Origin of the sequence: Bradyrhizobium sp. SZCCHNR1093, assembly GCF_032381175.1 — a bacterium.
Classification (GTDB): domain Bacteria; phylum Pseudomonadota; class Alphaproteobacteria; order Rhizobiales; family Xanthobacteraceae; genus Bradyrhizobium.
The window spans coordinates 228,602-247,824 of sequence record NZ_JAUHJJ010000002.1 but is presented as its reverse complement, the minus strand read 5'-3'; the positions used below and the strand labels follow the sequence as shown (position 1 = coordinate 247,824).

The window sequence follows — 19,223 nt, the reverse complement described above, 5'->3', positions numbered from 1 at the left end:
ATCATCGTGCCTCCGCTACGCCGCGCGCTTCATCTCGTGCGGGCGCACGATATGGGCCTCGCTGGCGAAATTCGGATTACGCCGCGTCTCCGCCGCCATGAATTCACCGGCGCTGGCGCGCGATTGGAACGACGCAGGCGCGCCGGCGATCGGCGAATTGTCGGCCAGGCTCACCACCACATAGGACGCCTGATCGACCGCGATCTTGTCGTCGAATGCGTGCTTCAGATCGCGCGACTTCGCCGAGATCTCGGACCGCGCCACGGCGTTGTTGGCCAGGAAGTGCGTGAACAGCCCGGAGATGAGCGTGACGAAGCGCCGGCGTGCCCGCTTGAAATTGTTGTCGACGATGATCTCTTCGTAGCGGGCGATGCGCTTGGTGACATAGCTGGTCTTTGCCTGGTTGCCAGTGACCGACAGCTCCAGCCCCGCCTCCTCGGCCTCGTAGTCGGACGCGCTGAGCTTCTCGCCGTCCTTGAGGTCCTTGAACTGGGCGATCGCGAACGACTCCCGAATGGTGGCGCGCTTCTCGATGCCCGACGTCGCGGTCGCGACCGAGAAGTAATTGGCGTCGTCCGGGCGCTGCGCGCCGATCTTGTCGAGGGTGATGCCGAGCGGGATCGCACGCTGGGTGATCTTGAGCGAACCGACCGGATGCAGGACAAGGTCGGAGCCCGCGTCCACGGTCTTGAGCGTCACCAACAGCCTGCTGCTGTTCTGCAGCGCGGCAGTCCAGTTCTCCGCCTTCGAGTATTCCGCCGCCAGCAGGGGCAGCACGGAGACCGGCGGAAGGCTGGTGTCCTCCTTGTCGCCCCAGGTGTGGGAGAAGTCGACGTCGACGTCCCAGAACAGCAGCGAGATGCTCCCGGTGCCCTCGACGTGCCAGGGCGATGTGCCTTCGAGCGAGCCGCGGAAGCGGATACTGAACAGCCCCGCGCCGAACAGCTTCACCGACAGCGAGGCAGAGATCGTGATGATGAAATAGAACGGCGAGAACTGGAACAGCGCGTCGAAGGCGAGATGGCCCTCGATGTTGGCGATCGAGACGCCGAAATACAGCTCCGCATGGGCGCCGAACTGCACGGTGTTCGACGTCACCGCGAAATAGGCGTCGACCCGGATGCGGGCCACTGGCGTGTTGAGGATGTTGATCGCGATCCGGGGGATCGGCGGGAACGGCAGCGCCGGTGGATTGTAGGCCGGGTGGAAGCCGCCGACGGAGACGATGAAAGTGGCGTCGCCGCCGAACGACGCGAGCACGCCCATGCCGCCGTCGAGCGGCATGAAGATTACGCGGGATTCGTACAGGATGGCGAAGAACCAGCCGCGCTTCTTGTCGAATTCGATCGCGCCCATGAAGGCGACCTGGATGATGATGAGCGGCAGCCGCTCGTCCGGGATCGCCACCGTCAGCTTGCCGATGATGGCGATGTTGCCGGGAATCTCGATGATGATCCCGAGCGACAGGCTGATCAGCGTCGGCGTGCCCCAGCCGAACTTCGCCATCGGGCCGATGAGGAAGGTCCCCTGCTCTGGCGGGAAGAAGGTGCGGAGGTCGGAGATGATCCGGTGCGCGTTGGCGACGACGTCGTGCGGGAACAGCACCGAGTCCAGCGAGCCGGCGCGCACGCCGTTGACTAGCGCGTCGAGGTCCATCGAGCGGTTGAGCCCGACCAGTCCGCCGACTCCCAGCAGGGTGAAGCCGAAACCGAGCTGCAATCCGGGATTGAACTCGACCGTGATGATGGCGATGAAGGAAAAGCCCTTTGACCCGTCCGGCATCTTGGTGGTGATGACGCCGATTGCCGTCACCGAGAGGAAGTCGAGGATCTTCAGTTCCAGCGCGCCGGCATATTCGCCGCGGTCCGGATCGATGAAGAGATAGCCGCCGCCCTTCACCGCCCCGGCATCGATCGACAGCCCGACGCCGTTCGGTGGCTTGAACCCGAAGGATAGATCGATCGGGCCGAGATTGCCGCCGCTCCCCGGAAAAGCGAGATCGGTCCGCAGCCCGATGTTTTCCACCACCGCGACCAGCGGACCGAGCGCCGCCTTCAGCGTCGCGCCGATATCGATCGGGAGGCCGTCACCCGACGGTGTCACCGCGAGCGTCAGTCCCTGCACCTGGATCGGACCGAGGTCGATATGCGCTGGGATCTGGATCTCGAGATGCGAGGTGCCGCGGAAATACACGCCGCGCGGATAGGCGACGCCGAGGCCGAGATCGAACTCGAACCGCGTCGAGATACCCGACAGGATGGTCGAGATGAAGCCGTCCGAGCCGGACGCGTCGAGGACGAAAGCGAGGCCCTTGAGGTCCGCCTCGGCGAACACCTCGACGTCCTTGCCTGCCACCAGCGTGAAACCGCCGGCACCGCTCACCGATTGGTATTCGAGCCGCGTGCCCTCGCCGGTGCCGAGAACGATGGTCGGGCTGCCGGAGGCGGCGGAGTATTCCACTTCGACGCGCGCGGTGCCCTTGGCCGACGTCGGCGCGCCGCTGCCTGCGAAGCCGATCACCATGTCGATGCCGCTGCCCGGCCGCACCATCAGGCCGACACCGCCGGTGAGATCGAGGTCGCTCGAGATCGTCACCGCGATCGTCGGACCGAGCTGCATCCGCACCGACAGCAGCCCGCTGAAAGACGGCAGCAGCGCGAAGCCCGGCTTCTTGCTCCCGGACTTCGGCAGCGGGAACAGTCCGAGCTCGGCCGATAGCCGTCCCGCGTCGCGCGCCCGCTCGAAGAACACCAAGCGCAGCCGTTTGCGCACGGCGGCGCGCCCGGTCGGGGGGCCGCCTTCGAGCGCGAGCGCGACCCGATCCGGCACCTCCACCATCCGGACATCGAGCCCGAGCCCGGCCGCGAGGCTGTCGATCTGCCGCGCGAAGCTGGAGAAGTCGAAGCTGTCGGTGCCCCAGCCGAAGGCGTTCTCGAACAGCGTCACCGGGTCGGAGACGATCTTCGGCAGGTCCGGGAAACTGAACTTGTAGTCGATGTAGTCCGGGCGGTTGCCGGCGGGCGCGGTGTAGCGGGTGCGGATGACGCCGAGCGCCTGCAGCGCGAAACCGATGCCCGGATGATGGTTGCGCAGATAGGTGATGAAGAGATAGCCGACGAGCTGTCCCGGAAACTCGCCCTTGAAATTATCGGCGTTCAGCGTCGCCGGAAATGCGCCGCCGGGCGCCGAGACGAGGTCGTCGATCGCCTGCACGACGCCGGCGATCGCCTCGATGGTCTTGAAGGCGTCTTCGAGCGATCCGGACACGACCGTCGTCTCGCCGTCGGACGCCACTTCGCCGTCGAGCGACAGCCCGCCGCCGACCAGCGCCTGGAGCCGATCGAACAGCAGCTGCAAGTCGACCGCGAGATCGGCGATCGGCTTCGGAATCACGTCGGAATCCCAGCCCAGCTTGAGCAGCAGGCCCTGGAACGCGGCCGGCGACTCCACCGCCGCCCGCAGCGGCAGCAGCAGCTTGCCGATCTCGGCGACGATCGTTTCGAGGGCGCCCGGTTCAGCCATTTTTCTTGGCCTCCGGATAGAATTCGCGGTCGACGACGTCGTGCAGCGCGGGATCGACGCGGTTGGTGATCAGCCATTTGCAGACATGGCAAAAAGTGCCGCTGTTGTTCCGCATCTTGCAGTCGCCGGCCGGACGATAGACCAACCCGGTGAAGTTGTATGCGCCTTCGTACAGGCCGACCAGCCGCTGCGCCTTGCATGGCGGCTTGAAGTTCGGGATGTCCTTCGGGTCGTCGCCCTCGTCGTTCACATGAGCGAAGTCGGGATCCTTGTTGAGCGGCAGATGGTTGCCTGCGATGAAGTCGCGCACCTTCTTTTCCACCACATAGACCAGCGCGTCCGCATCGTCGCGGCGCGGCACGAACAGCAGCGAGCCTTTCGGAAACACGGGAAACGGCGCCGGCGGCAATTCCAGCCCGCCGAGCCGGATCGAGCCGAGGTTCTGGTCGATGTCGCCGATGTCGAGTCTGACGAGGTAATCGGAATCGGTGAACGTGAGCGGCAGTTGCCGGCCGATCGCCGTGATCTGGATGCGGCGGAGAAACGCCTGGCGGCCGGCCGCCTTCGCCTGCACCCAGCGCGGGATCTGGCGCGGGTCGATCCTGACCTCGATCGAGCCACCCTGCTGGGTCGAAGCCTGGGTCAGCTTGGCCGAAAGCTGGACCCTGAGAAGTTCGAACCATTTCACCTTGGACGGATCGACCAGACGGGAGTGATTGGCGGCGTAGTTCGGATCCTGAAAGATGCCGGCGAGCGCGACGATGTTGTCGTGCTCGCTCGAAGCGGTCGCATTGTCTTCGGCGCTCGTTTCGTATTCGTCGCCGAGATTGAAGGAATGGCCGAATTCGTGCGCAACCGTGTCGATGATATCGGTGAGGTCGGCGTCGATGTCGCTGGCGGGCTTGCGCCGCATCACTTTCTTCGTCGCCGTGTTGGTCGCCGGATATTCGAAGTCGAGCGTCTTCAGGCTCTGCAGCGAATTGGCGGTCACGGTCGACTGGTTGAAATTGGTGCCGCCGATCATGTCCTCGTTGGTGATCATGGCGATCAGGCCGCGGCTGCGCTTGAAGGTGCCGTCCGGTATCCACTCGGCGCCCAGCGCGGTGTGCGGCGACGACCCGAGCCGCAGTCCGGACAGGTAGGCCATGATCGGCGCCGCAACGTTCGCGCGGCCGTTCCTAGCGAGTTCCGGCGGGTGCCGGCGCGGATCCGGGGCAAGGTGCCGGGTGGCGCTGGCCGGCTTGAAGAACTGATAGGCGCGGGCGATCAGGGGCGCGAGGTTGGCATCGCCCGCCGCATCCGCCGCCGGCATCGTCAAAGCGGCGCCGGACTTCGCCGATTGGTCGCCCCAGCGGGAGCCGAGCATCAGGCCGTAGAAGGTGTCACGTGCCTCCAGGATGCCGAGCGATTTCTGCTTCCTCCACGCTTCGATCAGGGTGTCGTTGACCTTCGCCGCGTCGTAGTTGGACAGCGACTGGCCCGCCCAACGCGCCTTCAATTGCGCCGGCGTCGCAGTCTCGTTGCGGAGCGGCAGGCCGACGCGGGCCACGAGCTCGTCGACCTCGTAGATGCTCTTGTCGTCCGAAACGCTGTAGTTCCACGGAATCGGTCCGCCCCTGCCGAGCTCCGAGGTCTCCTCGTCGTTGACGCGCCAGCCGCAGGTCACCGCCTGCTCTTCCGATGCCTGGAAGGCCTTGAATACGTTGAAGCTGCCCGCGAGCGTGCCGTAGGGCTCGTGGCGCTTCTGCGAGAACAGACCGTCCGCCGCTTCCTGCACGATCTTGTCGAACTTGTCCTTCTCGGACGCGCGAAAGCCTTCGGCGAGGAACAGGATGTTGTGCATCTCGGCGGCATTGGCGAGGTCACCGGCGCGCACCGTCGAGATGTTGTCGCGAGTCTTGGCGTAGTCGACCACTTTCACCGGCAGGCTCTGGTTGACGCCGAGGAAGCTGCCGTTGAGCTGGGCCGCCCCCTCGCTCACGCCCCTCAACCGTCCCTCATTGTTCGTATTTGCCACCACGAAGGTGCCGGGGCTGGCCGAGCTGAGCGTGACGAAGCCGTGTCCGGTGATGTCGCCGACGAGATCGGTCCCGGTCGGATCGTCGCTGAACAGCGCGCACAGCGTCGGCTGGCTGTGGGCGACCGTCGGATGCAGCGCCGTGGTGATCGAGGAGTTGCCGAACCACCAGCCGAGCACATCGTCGTGCACCTGGATACGCGCGACGACGTAACCGGGTCCATATTCGATCACCACGAGATTGATGCCGACGTCGTCGCCGGTGATGGTGCGCGCCGCAGGATCGATCGTCACGAAGCTGGTCAGCCGGGAGCCGACCGGGTTGTACGGCGCCAGGATCCGAAAATTGCAATCCGCGGTGACGTCGGTCAGCGTGTAGGTCGTCGACCCGTTCGGCAGATCCTGGTCGAACACGCGGAACGGCAGCGCTTTGGTCGCGGGCTTCTTCAGCGCGACGTGCATGTCGCAATGCGGGTAGACAATGAGAGGCATGCCGGCACAACCCTCTCTCAGCCAGTAGAACTATTGGGAAGCCCGTCGCTCCCATCGGAAATCTGGCATCGTAAAGATTTTACACCCAAGCCTTCTCAATACAACCTCAACGTGATACTGTTTCGACATCCTTCTTCAATTGTCGTTTGCCGAGTGGAGCTCTCTATCGCTGAGGCCAATCGTGATGCAAAAGCCGTGATGCAAAAGCCGGCGGCGTGGAGCATCTCGTTGTCCTCGTTCATCGGATAGACACGAACGCTCAGTGGTTTCCGATCGCCAAGAAGCCATTGGAGGGCGCTGGGCTTGTAGCTGTCCCCGCGAGGTACGGGATCTATGGCGTGATCCGTTTTCTTACCCCGTCAAGCGTCTTGAGTCGCACTGCGATTGACCGCGTCTCCCATCCGTGAACGCGAACAGCGCCGGGGCCTCATTCTCGCGCTAACTTTGGCGGAGATCCTGCTCCTGCTCACGCTTACATCCGAACTCAAGATTTGGCAGGACAGAGCTAATGCGGCTGAAGAGCAGCTGAAGCCGCTTCAGCAAGTACTGTATGTAGGTGGCGCGGTCGATATCACCGGCGTGCGGCAGCTCGTTGAGCGTTTCGAACGGCTCCCAGACTTGGAAGCGGAAAAGACAGCCCTCAAAGGGGGAGGCAGCCAAGCGGGCTGAGCAATCTGAGCTGTTTAAGTCACTCGGCCTCGACAGCGCGCAGACACTCCACTCGTTTTCCACCGCGCAGGCGTCGGAAATCGGTCCTAATGATCCGCCGGCCGTTCTGAAGCGTGCGGTCGATGTTCTCAGCCCTTAGGCAAAGATCCGCAGCGGAGCCAGATCAAGCCGCTATCTGAAGTTGCCCAAAAACTTGCAGCGGCGGAAGCTGAACGGGAGAGGTATCACCTCGACGTGCTCAATCTAATGCGCCGAAATGGAAACGGCCTCGCCTATCCATCATGCTGGAGGACGCCGACGGGACAAGCGGAATACATCTTCGATATCACGTTCGGCGATCGCGGGATACGGGTCAGCGATGCGCCCAAACCCGATCGAAAGATCCGGCTTGGAAAGATGATGGGATCATTTTATGCGTGGCATCGAGATCAATGAACGAGATTTCGCCGCGGCTACCCGGAACCTTGCCGACTGGGCGACATCCCAAAACTGCAAATTCTACTCACGCAACAGGGATGAAACCGGCCTTTCAAACAAGACGCGCTACAAGTACCTGCAGCGGACCATCGAGCAGAATTTCTATCCTTACTATTCGCCAGCTCCGAGCACGTCACCGAGAAGACCAGCATCCGCTGCCATGACCACGACTGCCGCGCCTAGCCCACCTGTAGGGTAGCTGAGCGAACCGCGGACGGAATAGTTAACACCGCCACCGCCTGACAGAGGATGATAGATGCAGAGCGAAGGCATCCAAGAATACTGTTCACTCTCGCTTCTTCGCGCTGCAGCGTTGCCAATCGGGCGAATTGAGCGCAGGCTCCTCCCCAAGCGCGCAAGTCGCATCATGGGGAGAGACGCATGAAGGAACCGGGACTCGACGGCCGTCATCGGGACAAGGATGGCGAGATCAGCAGGAAGCACGGCAATACGTTGGTCGCCACGTTGCGCAAGATCTATGGGAAGTCGTTTGCGGCCGGCTACCCGGATTCGACGAAGCTCAGTGACGTGCTGCTGCAGCTCAACGAGACGTCGCTGAGCCAGTTGCGCCGGGATCACGGCACCGGGCATTTGGATCACAAGATCAAGGAAGCCTCGAAGTGATCGGGTTTTGCTGATCGGGATCCCTCGCCCGATTGGCGAGGCCGATTGGTGGTCGCAACGTTTGTTCGCTCCCGTGGTTTCGTGCTGTCCCGCTGCGCGGAGCGCCATCGCGCGTCGGAAAGCCCGGGCACCGGGCACTCCGACGCTGAATCCGACGGACGAATCCGTCCTACTTCCCCATGCTTCCCGCCTGGTTCGTGCCCGGGCCGACATTGCCCTGGCTCGACGAGGTGGAATCGCGGCCGGACTTCATGTTGCTGCCGGTGGTCTGCGACGAGGTGGTCGACGTCGCGGCGTTGTGCTTCTTGTGGTGCTTCGCTTGCGCGGCGAGCGGGACGGCGGCGAGGGTAGCGGCGACGAGGGTGGCAATGGCGAGTTGGGTCTTCTTCATGGATCCGATCTCTATCCGGTTGAACTCCACGCTCGCCCAACCCGGCTGCGACATCACAGTTCCTGCCGGGGGATCAAGCGTTGTTGTTCGATTCCGACGGCGCGCGTGAAGGTGCGATGCAGCAGCGTCAGGCCGGCGCTTGCATGGGCACGGCGCCAGGCTGCGACGTCGGCTTGGGAAACGGCCGGAAGGTCATCATCATCATGACAGCGCCGAGGCCCATCACCCACGAGCCGATATAGAGCCAAGTGTAGCTCGCAAAGCTGTCGTAGATCAGGCCGCCGGCCAGCGGGCCGGTCGCCATGCCGAGGCTGCCGGCCATCGCCGTGCCGCCGATCACCGTGCCCATGATGCTCTGCGGAAAGTTGTCGCGCGCGATCGCGGCGTAGAGCGGCATGGTGCCGGCATAGAGGAAGCCGAAGGTCGCCGCGACCGCATAGAACGCGGCGAGGTCGCGCACGACCACGTAGGCGAGCGCGCCGAACGCCTGCGCGAGCAGGCCGAGAACGAGTACCCGCTTGGCGCCGAAGCGGTCGCCGAGCAGGCCGAAGGCGATGCGGCCGCCGAGCCCGGCGAGCCCCTCGATGCTGTAGATCGTCACCGCCGCCATCAGCGGGATGCCGCAGGTGACGGCGTAGCTCACGGTGTGGATGATGGGGCCGGAATGCGTGGCGCAGCAGAAGAAGTTGGTGGCGAGCAGGATCAGGAACTGCGGCGAGCGCAGCGCCGCCGATCGCGTCATCTCGGCCGGCCCGGCGGCGGGACCCGACGCGACGGCGTCGCCGGGCGCGGACGATGGCGGACGGCCCACGAGCAGCGACGTGGGAATCATGATGGCGGCCACGATCGCGGCGATGCACTGCATCGCGGTCCGCCAGTCGTAGCTGGAGACGAGCCAGGCCGCGAGCGGCGACATCGTCATCGGCGCCACGCCCATGCCGGCCGAGACCAGCGACACCGCGAGGCTGCGATGAGTGTCGAACCAGCCGGTGACGGTCGCCATGACCGGCGGAAAGATCGCCGCCGTCGCGATGCCTGCGATCAGGCCGAACAGCAGTTGGAACGCCAGCAGCGAGGATGTCAGGCTTGCCAGCAGCAGGCTGACGGCGAGCAGGATCGATCCGATCAGCAGCACGGGACGCGGGCCGATGCGGTCGGACAGCGTGCCCCAGCCCATGCTGGTGACGGCCATCGCCAGGAAGCCGATCGTCATCGCGGTGGAGATCCCCGCGACCGACCACCCGGTCTCGGCGGCCATCGGCTTGAGGAACACCGGCAGCGAGAACAGGCCGCCGACGGCGACGCAGCCGAGCACGCCCCCGGCCGCCACGATCACCCAGCGATAGTACGATGTGCTCATCCGCCGTCTCCTTCCCGATTGTTCGGTTGGAAGACGATCGGGACAAGGCCGAGACGACACGCGGCGATCGGATTTTTTCGCGGGCTGTGGAGCCGGCGCCTCACACCGGCGTCATGCCGTGCTGGCGCTTGGTTTCGGCGGTCTCCTCCGAGACGAGATATTCGATGAAGGCCCGCGCCGCCTCGGTATGCGCGCCGGCCTTGCACAACGCCGCCGCGAACACGGTGCCGGGCTGCAGCGACGCGGGCAGCAGGCCGACGATGTCGATGCCGGGCGCGCCGAGCATCTCGCTGAGCTGCTGGAAGCCGACCTCGACCTCGCCGTCGGCGAGCAGCCTGGCGACGGGAATGCCGGGCTTGGCCTGGACCAGGCGCGAAGTGCCCTCGCTCTCCAGGCCCCAGTCGCGGGCGAGCTTCTGCACATACGTGCCGCTCGGGCCGGTGGAGATGCCGATCGCCTTGGCGTTCTCCATCGCCCTGCGCACGGCGGCCTCGTCGAGCGGATCGGGCTTGGGGCTGCCGGCGCGCACCGCCATCGCCATCGGCGATTCCGCGATTTCGATGATGCTGCCGGGAACGAGATGGCCGTCGCTTTCAAGCTTCTGCAGCGCATCGGAGGCGAGCACGGCGAAGTCGAACGCTTCGCCGGCGCGGATGCGCTTGGCGGCATCGACGCCGCCGACGGATTCGATCGTGATCACCTCGCCGGTCGCCTCCTCATAGGCGGCGGCGAGCTCAGCGAGGATCTGCCTCGTCGCCATCGAGGAAATGCCGGCGGCGGTCACGCTCATGATCAGCTCCGTTCAACGATGTCGATGACGACGCCGCAAAGGCGGACGCGCACGTCTCGGATATGGCAAGCGCGGCGGCCGAGCAAGATGATCGTCACTTGGGCACGTTGCGCTCCAGATCCTCCAGCCACGCGGTGGCGTTGCCGTCCGACGGCGCGCGCCAGTCGCCGCGCGGCGACAGGGCGCCGCCGGCGACCACTTTCGGGCCGTTCGGCATTGCCGAGCGCTTGAACTGGCTGAAGGCGAAGAAGCGCTTGAGGAACACCTCCAGCCACTTCCTGATCTCGCCGAGCGTGTAGGCGTGACGCTTGTCGGCGGGAAAGCCCGGCGGCCAGGCGCCGTCGCCCGCATCTTTCCAGGCGTGATGGGCCATGAAGGCGATCTTCGAGGGGCGCATGCCGTAGCGCAGCGTGTAGAACAAATTGAAGTCCTGCAGCTCATAGGGGCCAATCGTGGCCTGGGTGCTCTGCGGCGTCTCGCCCTCCTTCACCGGCACCAGCTCCGGCGAGATCTCGGCCGACAGCACCGCCTCGAGCGTGCGGTCCACTTCGGCGGAGAACTGATGCGAGGCGATCACCCAGCGGATGAGATGCTGGATCAAGGTCTTCGGCACGCCGGCATTGACGTTGTAGTGCGCCATCTGATCGCCGACGCCATAGGTGCACCAGCCCAGCGCGAGCTCGGAGAGATCGCCGGTGCCGAGCACGAGGCCGCCGCGATCATTGGCGAGGCGGAACAGGTAGTCGGTGCGCAGGCCCGCCTGCACGTTCTCGAAGGTGACGTCGTAGACCTGTTCGCCGCGGCCGAAGGGATGGCCGATGTCCTTCAGCATCTGCGTCGCGGCGGGGCGGATGTCGAGCTCGGCGGCACTGACTTGAAGCGACGACATCAGCGCATGCGCGTAGGACTTGCTCTGCGCGCCCGTGGCGAAGCCGGGCATCGTATAGGCCAGGATGTTGGTGCGGGGAAGGCCGAGCAGGTCGATCGCCTTCGCCGCGACGATCAGCGCATGCGTGGAATCGAGCCCGCCGGAGACGCCGATCACGATGCGCTTGGTGCCGGTGGCGCGCAGCCGCTGCGTCAGGCCGGCGACCTGGATGTTGTAGGCCTCGTAGCAGTCCTGATCGAGCCTCGCGGGATCACTCGGCACGAACGGAAAGCGCTCGATGCTGCGCATGAAGCCGATGTCATCGAGGGTCGGCTGCAGCTCGAAGCCGATACGGCGGTAGTGCACGCCGGCGCGTTGCGCGCGCGCATTGTCGTCGAACGTGCCCATCAGCGCCCGCTCCTGGCGCAGCAGATCGAGATCGACGTCGGCGAAGATGGTCTGGCCGATCTGGCGGAAGCGCTCGCTCTCGGCCAGCAGCATGCCGTTCTCGAAGATCGAGGTCTGGCCGTCCCAGGCGAGATCCGTGGTGGATTCGCCCACACCGGCCGCCGCGTAGATGTAGGCGGCGAGGCAGCGCGCCGACGTGGAACGACAGAGCAGCGAGCGCGACTCGGCGCGGCCGACCGTGATCGGGCTGCCCGAGAGATTGGCGAGCACGGTGGCGCCGGCGAGCGCCAACTCGGACGCCGGCGTCACCGGGATCCACATGTCCTCGCAGATCTCGACGCCGATGACGAGCCCGGCGACGTCAGCGGCGGCGAACAGCAGATCCGTGCCGAATGGCGCCATGGTCTCGGCGACCTCGATCATCTCGCCGCGGATGCCGGCGCCGGAGGCGAAGTGACGGCCCTCGTAGAACTCGCGATAGGTCGGCAGGTAGCTCTTCGGGATGACGCCGAGTACCTCGCCGCGATGGATCACGACGGCGCAATTATAGACGCGGTGGGCGAAGCGCAGCGGCGCGCCGACGATCAGGACCGGCATCAGGTCGTGCGAGGCTTCGACCAAGGTGAGCAGGCCGCGCTGGACGGCGTCGAGCAGCGGATCCTGCTTGACCAGGTCCTCGATCGCGTAGCCGGACAGGCAGAGCTCCGGAAACACCGCGACCGCCGCCCCCTGGTCATGGCAGGCGCGCGCCGCCGCCAGGATCGCCGCCGCGTTGGCGGTGGGGTTGGCGACGCTGGAGGCCGTGACGCAGGCGGCGACGCGGGCAAAACCGTGCCGGTAGATCGAATGGAAATTCATCGTGGCAGTCCATCTCCTGTCACCTGATCATACGACATGGACCATGACGGGAGCCATAACAAGGGCGGCAGGCCAGCACCGCCAGGGGCGCAGGCTGTGACCTCCGCACGCGTCATTTGAATTGCGCGGGCCACCCGGTGCCGGGTAACTCGAGGCTCGCTTCTTCGCGCCATCCGGGTGAACGGCATCCATGAACCTCTTCGTCATCGGCTTCGGCTACACCGCGCAGCGCTTCGTCGAACTGCACCGCGGCGCGTTCGCGCGCGTCGGCGGCACGGTGCGCGGCGCCGACAAGCGCGCGCAGCTGGCGCCTGATGACATCGACCTGTTCGACGGCACGGCGCCGGCCGCGACGCTGGCGAAAGCCGCGGGCGCCGACGTCGTGCTGATCTCGGTGCCTCCGGGAGCCGGCGACGACCCGGTGCTGGCCACGTTCGGCGACGCCATCACGGCAGGGCGCGCGCGCCGCGTAGTCTATCTCTCGACTGTCGGCGTCTATGGCGACCATCAGGGCGGCTGGATCGACGAGGACACGCCGCTGGCGCCTGAGCACGACCGGGTGCAGGCCCGGGTCCGCGTCGAGCAGGACTGGCGCGCGCGGATCGGCGACCGGCTCGCGGTGCTCCGGCTCGGCGGCATCTACGGGCCGGGCCGCAATGCGCTGGTCGAGCTGCGGGCCGGGCGGGCGCGGCGCATCGTCAAGCCGGGACAGGTGTTCAACCGCATCCATGTCGATGATGCGGCCAGCGCGATCATGGGCGCGATCCAGCGCGGGTCAGGCGGCGCCTGGAACATCGTCGACGACGAGCCTGCGCCGCCGCAGGACGTCATCGCCTATGCCGCTGCGTTGATGGGCATCGCCCCGCCGCCGGAACTTCCGTTCGACCGCGCCGAGCTGTCGCCGATGGCGCGGAGCTTCTATGCCAGCAACCGCCGCATCCGGAATGCGCGGGCCAAGCAGGAGCTCGGCGTCGGCTTCGCTTACCCGACCTATCGCGCCGGGCTCGACGCGCTGTGGGCCGCGGGCGAAGGGCGCTGACGCGAGATTTCTGGGGGCCGGGCGGGAGACCTTCTCGGCACCGACGATTGCAACGAACAGAGATTGTCATGCGGGTTTGACGTGACTGCACGTCGTGCGCCCCTCACACGACGGATGTTCGACGTGCAAGGCGATCAACCCATCAGCTGGCTGATGTTTCACGCTCGCGGCCGCGATCATCATTGCCGCCGGCGCGTTCCTGGCCTTCCTGCGCTCGCGACACAACCGCGAGATCGCGTCGGTGGCGCTCGAGGGCGACGGCCGCGCCCGCGTCGTCGCTGACCGGAGCCGGTGCCGAGAGCGGCGGGCATCCGGAGGCCAATCCGCCGGCGAGGTAAAAAATACCCCCTGGAAGCAAGAAGGCCGCGCAATGCGCGGCCTTCTCTGATGTTCACGCGGCCGGACCAATCAGATCGCGGCTGCGACCTTGTCGAGGCCGATGGTGCGCGCAAGCCGCCGCACTTCGTCCTTCTGGTCCTCGCGCAGCTGCCACAGCAGCGGCATCGCGGCCGACTTCAGCTGTTGCACCTCATCCGAATCCGGATCGATCGCCACCGCGCCCGGCTTCGCCGCGCCCTGGCGGCCGGCGTGGATCTTGCGGGCGACGGCGCGCAGCGCCGTCTCGACCGCCGGCCAATAATATTCCTGGCTCGACGACAGCCGCAGCCGCTCCTTGATGCCCGCGATCTGGCCGTCCGACAGCAACGAATAGGCCTTCTGCACCTCCGGCTTCAGCGGCGCCGGGGCCGGCTCGCTCCTGGCGAGAATCTTGGACTTCGGCACCACCGGCTCGGCAGCGACGACGGCCGACGCCTTCGCCATTTCCGGCTCGGACGGCGCATAGGCAAAGGCCTGACGCAGCGTCGCCTTCGACGGGGCACTCGGCTGCTGCACCTCGGGAGCCGCAAGTGTGACCATCGCCAGGCGGTCGCCCTTGGCTTCACGGTTGGAGATTGGGCTCTTCGCCACCACAGGCGGCATCATCGCACCGGCCGAAGGCACGCTGTCCCGCATCAGGACGCTTGTCACGGCCGCGCCTGCGATCAGCACGCCCAGCACAGCGACAAAAGCGATCGACTTCGTCACGCAATTCTCCGTATCCCGGCGGAAAGCCGCAGCTTGCCGAAAAGTGGGAGTTAATTAAGGCTTTACGATGCCACAGAAACACAGAGGCCACCATTCTGCCCTGTGAACATGACGGATATTTTTTTACGCCGCCGAAGACAGCTCGGCCGGCATCAGCAGATCGTACGCGGCCTGGATGTCGGCGACGATGTCGGAGGCCTCCCAAAGCGCCGCCGGTTCCACCGAATGCAGGCTGATGGTCCAGTTCCCGCCGCGAGCGGTGCGGGGAACGCTCATGATGTCGAACTGGACGTTGCGGCACAGCGGATGCCGCTGCAAAGCATGCCCGACGCGAATCCGGATCTCCTCGAGAGTCGCCCGCTCCTTGTCCTGCCGTAGCCCGATGCCCATCGCACGATTCCGCCAAGTTCAAGCTCCGCGGATTGTGGGACCCGATGGTTAATGGTGCCTTAAGGACACACATCACGTTTTCTCTCATGATCGGAGGCCACCCGCGCCGCCGTACTCATCAGCCGTGCGCGCGACCAGCACGGCGACCGACGGGATGTCGGTGACCCCCGAGGTCGCGTGCCCCGCGCTCCAGATGTCGCGCCAGCGTTTCGGCCGCGCCTCGCGCGCGGCGATGTCGATGTCGCTGCCGATCTCGATCGCGCCGCGCGCCGGCAACGCTTCGGGATCGAGCCCGGCCGCGACGATCGACGGCCGCAGCATGCTGGTCGGCAGGCCCGTGAACGCCGAGGTGAGCAGCACATCGTCGGCCGAGCTTGCCACCAGCATCGCCTTGTAGCGATCATCGGCCATGCTTTCGCGCGTGGCGATGAACTTCGTGCCCATATAAGCGAGATCGCAGCCGAGCACCTCGGCCGCCCGCAAGGCCACGCCGTCGCTGATGCCGCCCGCGAGCACGATCGGCCCGGCGAAGAACGCCCTGACCGCGCGCACGAAGGCGAACGGGTTGAGCCAGCCGGTCTGGCCACCCGCGCCGGCCGTGAGCAGCACCAGCCCATCGGCGCCGGCTTCCACGGCGCGCTCGGCATGACGGATCGAGGCGACGTCGGCCAACACCAGCGCGCCCGCATCATGCAAGGGCGCAACGACCTTCGCCGGCGAGCCGACCGATGTGATCACGATCTCCGGCCGGTGCCGCAATAGCACCGCGAGATCGTCCTTCAGCCGCGCGTTGGAGTGATGCACGATCAGATTCGGGCAGACCGGCGCAGTCGCCGCCCCGCTGGTATCGCTGCTGCGCGCAAGCCGATCCGCAATCCGGAACAGCCAGGCGTCGAGTTCGTCGGGGGTGCGGCAATTGACCGTCGGGAACGCGCCGATCACGCCGTTGGCGCAGGCCGCGCTCACCAGCTCGATTCCCGACACCAGAAACATCGGCGCTGCGATCAGCGGCAGGCGCAGCCGCGTCCGCAGCCCGGCCCATCGAGTCTCCCGCACGGCGCTTCCTCCCTGATCTCTGTTCGGCTCAGGGATAACGACGCAGCCGCATGCGATCAATCGTTGCCGAAGAAGCTGAAGCGCGGCCCCTCCATGCCGACCGGCTGCGCCGCATAGGCGCGGGGCGTCGTATCCTCGCGCACCGCCTGCTCGACGGCGCGCAGATCCTGCTCGCGGCGCTGGCGCCGGCGCTCGACATATTGCCGGTGCCGGTCGGCGCGGCGCTGCTCGGCGACGCGCTTGCGCTCGGCCCCGCGCGCCTTCAGGTCCGCGTCCTGAACTTTTTCTGCGGCCTTCTCCTGGAGCTTGGCCTGGGCTTCGTCGGACGTGGTGGCCGGGGTGGTGGCCGCCACCGCAGAAGCCGCGGGCGCAGCGTTCGCGTCCGGCGCAGCCGCCTGCTGCGACGGCGCGGGACTGGCCGAGGCCGACGTCGCAGGCGCCGTCTCGGCTGCTGCAGGCGACACCTTGATCGGCGTCGTCGCAGCCGCCTGCGTCGCCGCAAGATACGCGGTGGCGGTCGGACTTGGCGACGGCGCGTCCGGTCCGGAGCGCTCGAGCTTGGTCGATTCCATCACCGGCGATCGCGGATGCATGCCCTCGGCCAGAATGAGCCCACCGCCGAGACCGGCCGCGACGGCAATGGCGACCGTTCCGGCTCCTGCAAAAAAGGCTGTCGAGGCGCGCATGGCCTTGCTCCTTATTCCTCGCCCGGGCAACGCGGGGCGCGCTGCGATGTTCCGGGAACGGCAGAGCGCGCCTTGAGCGCGAGGCACTTTCTGATAGCGTCGGCAACAAGCCATGCGACGCCACAACGATCGCGGCCTCCCGGGAGGACGTTCCATGAGCCATCAGCTTCACACGTTTCCAGTCGTCTGCGAGCAGACCCTGCTCACCCTGTCGCGTCACCCCTCGCGCACCGCTTTCAGCTGGCCCGACGGATCGCTGTCGTATCAGGGCGCGATCGACCTGATCGGGCGCATGCAGGGCGTGTTCATGCGCCTCGGCCTTTCGCCGGGAACACGTGTCGCGTTGCTCACCGCGAACCGCGCCGATACCTGGTGCGCCGGCACGGCGGCACAGCTGTCGCGGCTCGCCATCACCTGGCTGCATCCGCTCGGATCGCTGGAGGACCAGCTGTTCCAGCTGTCGGATTCGGAATCGCAGGTGCTGGTGATCGATGCGGCAGCGTTCCGCGACCGCGGCGGCGAGCTCGCCGCGCGCGCCGACGGCCTCCGTCACGTGTTCACGCTGGGGCAGGCCGGCTATGGCGCTGACCTGCTCGCCGCAATCGAGCAGGCCGGCCACGCCACCGCACGCAATTTCGCCACGCCCGACGACATCGCGACCCTGAACTACACCGGCGGCACCACCGGAAAGTCGAAGGGCGCGCTGCGCCATCACCGCGAGTATGGCGGCTTCGCCACCGCTATCCTCGCCGATTTCGAGATTCCGGAGCGTGCGCGCTACCTGACGGTGGCGCCGATCAGCCATGTCGCCGGCACCAAGGTGCTGCCGACCCTGATGCGGGGCGGCACCGTGCACATGCTGAAGGGATTCGATCCCGAGGCCGTGCTGGCGACCATCGCCCGCGAGCGCATCAACTTCACTTTGTTCGTTCCAACCATGATCTACGTGCTGCTGGATCATCCCTCGCTCGGCAAGACCGATCTCTCCTCGCTCGAGCTCGTGCTGTACGGCGCCTCGGCGATGTCGCCGACGCGGCTCGTCGAGGGCATCGAGCGCATCGGCCCGGTGTTCTCGCAGCTCTACGGCCAGACCGAATGCTATCCCGTCTCGGTGCTGCGCAAGGCCGATCATGATCCGAAGCAGCCGGAGCTGTTCCTGTCCTGCGGCTTCCCGATCGCGGCCTGCGAGGTCAAAATCCTCGACGACGACGATCGGGAGGTCGCGCAGGGCGAAGCGGGCGAGATCTGCGTGCGCGCGCCGCATGTGATGGCGGAGTATTGGAAGCGGCCGGACACCACGGCGGAAACGTTGAAGAACGGCTGGCTGCACACCGGCGACATCGCTCGCCGCGACGAGCGCGGCTACATGTACATTCTCGACCGCAAGAAGGACATGATCGTCTCCGGCGGCTTCAACATCTTCCCGCGCGAGATCGAGGACGTGCTGACGCAGCACGCCGACGTCGCGATGTGTGCGGTGGTGGGCGTGCCCGACGACAAATGGGGCGAGGCTGTCACCGCGATCGTGGTGCCCCGCGCCGGCGCGCAGATCGACGCTGCCGAGCTGATCGAGCTCGTGAAGGCGCGCAAGGGCTCGGCCCATGCGCCCAAGAGCATCTCGTTCGTCAAGGAGCTGCCGATGACCGGCGTCGGCAAGGTCGACAAGAAGGTGCTGCGCGCACGGTTCTGGGAGGGCCGCGGGCGGATGGTGGGGTAGCGGCATCATCAGCTCCCTCGATCGCCACCGTCATTGCGAGGCGCTCTTGCGCCGAAGCAATCCAGGGCCGCGGATGAGGCCCTGGATTGCTTCGCTCCGCTCGCAACGACGGCAAGCCAGACTCGCGGCTTTGCAATGCCGATGGAAGCTCTCGCCCGTAGCCGCCGCGCTCCGCTGTCGTCCCGGGCAAGCGAAGCGCGACCCGGGATCCATAACCACAGGGCAGCGTCGTAAGCGCTGACGTCGCGACTCGCGTGCCTCGACCATCGTCCTGTGATTATGGGTCCCGGCGTTCGCCGGGACGACAGCCTTTGTGTGGCGCGATACTCGCCTGCGATCCGCTGTCTCCAAACAACACTGAATGCGTTGCCCCCATTGCAGACAGGACATTGCTGCCTCGCGGCGCATCTGCGTCCGAGTCTTGCTGGTGTCGTTCCCCTCCAACTCACGGAGGGTGCAGGGAAGGCCAGGCCTCGACCGAGGCCTGCGGTCCGCGTGCAGCAAAAAAGCACGCGGCAGAACCACAGGTTCGGCCGGATAGACCCGGCCTTCCCTGCGCGATGGCTTTACGATTTATACGCAGTCTCCTCGGTGACCGGCTTGTTTGCCACCGTGGCGACAACGCGTTTCACGCGTTGCGCGGACCTCAGCGTCGGGAGGCCAGGACCCTGCGACTTCACCGTCCGCGACGTGGCGTACGTCGGCATGCCCAAAGCATGCTGCGCCCCATCGCGGCCACCGCATCCCACCCCAACGCATCGTGACGTTCGCGA

General features: G+C 66.1%; 14 protein-coding genes. 4 read left to right on the top strand and 10 right to left on the bottom strand.

The genetic code is table 11. The features are described from left to right. Positions 1–15 precede the first annotated feature (15 nt). Both QX070_RS06800 and QX070_RS06795 read right to left on the bottom strand, forming a co-directional pair. Positions 16–3,522 carry a DUF6603 domain-containing protein gene (locus QX070_RS06800; RefSeq protein ID WP_315736155.1) on the bottom strand — a complete coding sequence of 1,169 codons (3,507 nt, stop codon included), beginning with the start codon at positions 3,520–3,522 and terminating at the stop codon, positions 16–18. Continuing rightward, complete coding sequence (locus QX070_RS06795) at positions 3,515–6,031, bottom strand: M64 family metallopeptidase (RefSeq protein WP_315736154.1); 2,517 nt, start codon at positions 6,029–6,031, stop codon at positions 3,515–3,517. The genes QX070_RS06800 and QX070_RS06795 overlap by 8 nt, the downstream gene beginning before the upstream one ends. A 384-nt stretch (positions 6,032–6,415) precedes the next feature. Between QX070_RS06795 and QX070_RS06790 the strand changes: the two genes are divergently transcribed. Both QX070_RS06790 and QX070_RS06785 read left to right on the top strand, forming a co-directional pair. After that, positions 6,416–6,700 (top strand): hypothetical protein, encoded by a 285-nt coding sequence (locus QX070_RS06790; protein WP_315736153.1) that lies wholly within the window; start codon positions 6,416–6,418, stop codon positions 6,698–6,700. 858 nt (positions 6,701–7,558) lie between these two features. Further along, the gene (locus QX070_RS06785; RefSeq protein ID WP_315736152.1) at positions 7,559–7,801 is read left to right on the top strand and encodes a hypothetical protein; all 243 of its coding nucleotides are present in this window, start codon (positions 7,559–7,561) and stop codon (positions 7,799–7,801) included. A gap of 169 nt (positions 7,802–7,970) precedes the next feature. On the opposite strand, the gene QX070_RS06780 is transcribed toward QX070_RS06785, so the two are convergent. From QX070_RS06780 to QX070_RS06765, 4 genes are all read right to left on the bottom strand, one after another. Further along, positions 7,971–8,192, bottom strand: coding sequence for a hypothetical protein (locus QX070_RS06780; RefSeq protein WP_315716269.1), 222 nt, complete (start codon positions 8,190–8,192; stop codon positions 7,971–7,973). 127 nt (positions 8,193–8,319) lie between these two features. Beyond that, entirely contained in the window at positions 8,320–9,552 is a 1,233-nt protein-coding gene (locus tag QX070_RS06775) for an MFS transporter (RefSeq protein ID WP_315736151.1), read from the bottom strand. Positions 9,553–9,652: 100 nt separating this feature from the next. After that, the gene (locus QX070_RS06770) at positions 9,653–10,342 is read right to left on the bottom strand and encodes a substrate-binding domain-containing protein (RefSeq protein ID WP_315736150.1); all 690 of its coding nucleotides are present in this window, start codon (positions 10,340–10,342) and stop codon (positions 9,653–9,655) included. Between the two features lie 94 nt (positions 10,343–10,436). Beyond that, positions 10,437–12,476, bottom strand: a complete 2,040-nt coding sequence (locus QX070_RS06765) for an NAD(+) synthase (RefSeq protein ID WP_315736149.1) — start codon at positions 12,474–12,476, stop codon at positions 10,437–10,439. Positions 12,477–12,666: 190 nt separating this feature from the next. Between QX070_RS06765 and QX070_RS06760 the strand changes: the two genes are divergently transcribed. Continuing rightward, a complete protein-coding gene (locus tag QX070_RS06760; protein ID WP_315736148.1) occupies positions 12,667–13,515 on the top strand; it encodes an SDR family oxidoreductase in 849 nt (282 codons plus the stop codon). 408 nt (positions 13,516–13,923) lie between these two features. Here QX070_RS06760 and QX070_RS06755 read toward each other — a convergent pair whose 3' ends face one another. From QX070_RS06755 to QX070_RS06740, 4 genes are all read right to left on the bottom strand, one after another. After that, positions 13,924–14,544: a hypothetical protein gene (locus QX070_RS06755; protein WP_315737021.1), complete on the bottom strand. Its 621-nt coding sequence runs from the start codon at positions 14,542–14,544 to the stop codon at positions 13,924–13,926. 180 nt (positions 14,545–14,724) lie between these two features. Beyond that, complete coding sequence (locus tag QX070_RS06750) at positions 14,725–14,991, bottom strand: hypothetical protein (protein ID WP_315736147.1); 267 nt, start codon at positions 14,989–14,991, stop codon at positions 14,725–14,727. A gap of 84 nt (positions 14,992–15,075) precedes the next feature. Further along, positions 15,076–16,047, bottom strand: coding sequence for a nitronate monooxygenase (locus QX070_RS06745; RefSeq protein ID WP_315736146.1), 972 nt, complete (start codon positions 16,045–16,047; stop codon positions 15,076–15,078). Between the two features lie 56 nt (positions 16,048–16,103). Continuing rightward, on the bottom strand, positions 16,104–16,733 hold the full coding sequence (locus QX070_RS06740; RefSeq protein WP_315736145.1) for a hypothetical protein: 630 nt from the start codon (positions 16,731–16,733) through the stop codon (positions 16,104–16,106). 154 nt (positions 16,734–16,887) lie between these two features. Here QX070_RS06740 and QX070_RS06735 point away from each other — a divergent pair, with 154 nt between their 5' ends. Next, on the top strand, positions 16,888–18,450 hold the full coding sequence (locus QX070_RS06735) for an AMP-binding protein (RefSeq protein WP_315736144.1): 1,563 nt from the start codon (positions 16,888–16,890) through the stop codon (positions 18,448–18,450). The last annotated feature ends 773 nt before the right edge of the window (positions 18,451–19,223 follow it).

What these genes read in the sequence shown, in the direction of transcription:
- QX070_RS06800 (WP_315736155.1), bottom strand. Translation starts at nt 3,522, where the DNA reads ATGGCTGAACCGGGCGCCCTCGAAACGATCGTCGCCGAGATCGGCAAG.
- QX070_RS06795 (WP_315736154.1), bottom strand. Translation starts at nt 6,031, where the DNA reads ATGCCTCTCATTGTCTACCCGCATTGCGACATGCACGTCGCGCTGAAG.
- QX070_RS06785 (WP_315736152.1), top strand. Translation starts at nt 7,559, where the DNA reads ATGAAGGAACCGGGACTCGACGGCCGTCATCGGGACAAGGATGGCGAG.
- QX070_RS06780 (WP_315716269.1), bottom strand. Translation starts at nt 8,192, where the DNA reads ATGAAGAAGACCCAACTCGCCATTGCCACCCTCGTCGCCGCTACCCTC.
- QX070_RS06775 (WP_315736151.1), bottom strand. Translation starts at nt 9,552, where the DNA reads ATGAGCACATCGTACTATCGCTGGGTGATCGTGGCGGCCGGGGGCGTG.
- QX070_RS06770 (WP_315736150.1), bottom strand. Translation starts at nt 10,342, where the DNA reads ATGAGCGTGACCGCCGCCGGCATTTCCTCGATGGCGACGAGGCAGATC.
- QX070_RS06765 (WP_315736149.1), bottom strand. Translation starts at nt 12,476, where the DNA reads ATGAATTTCCATTCGATCTACCGGCACGGTTTTGCCCGCGTCGCCGCC.
- QX070_RS06760 (WP_315736148.1), top strand. Translation starts at nt 12,667, where the DNA reads ATGAACCTCTTCGTCATCGGCTTCGGCTACACCGCGCAGCGCTTCGTC.
- QX070_RS06750 (WP_315736147.1), bottom strand. Translation starts at nt 14,991, where the DNA reads ATGGGCATCGGGCTACGGCAGGACAAGGAGCGGGCGACTCTCGAGGAG.
- QX070_RS06740 (WP_315736145.1), bottom strand. Translation starts at nt 16,733, where the DNA reads ATGCGCGCCTCGACAGCCTTTTTTGCAGGAGCCGGAACGGTCGCCATT.
- QX070_RS06735 (WP_315736144.1), top strand. Translation starts at nt 16,888, where the DNA reads ATGAGCCATCAGCTTCACACGTTTCCAGTCGTCTGCGAGCAGACCCTG.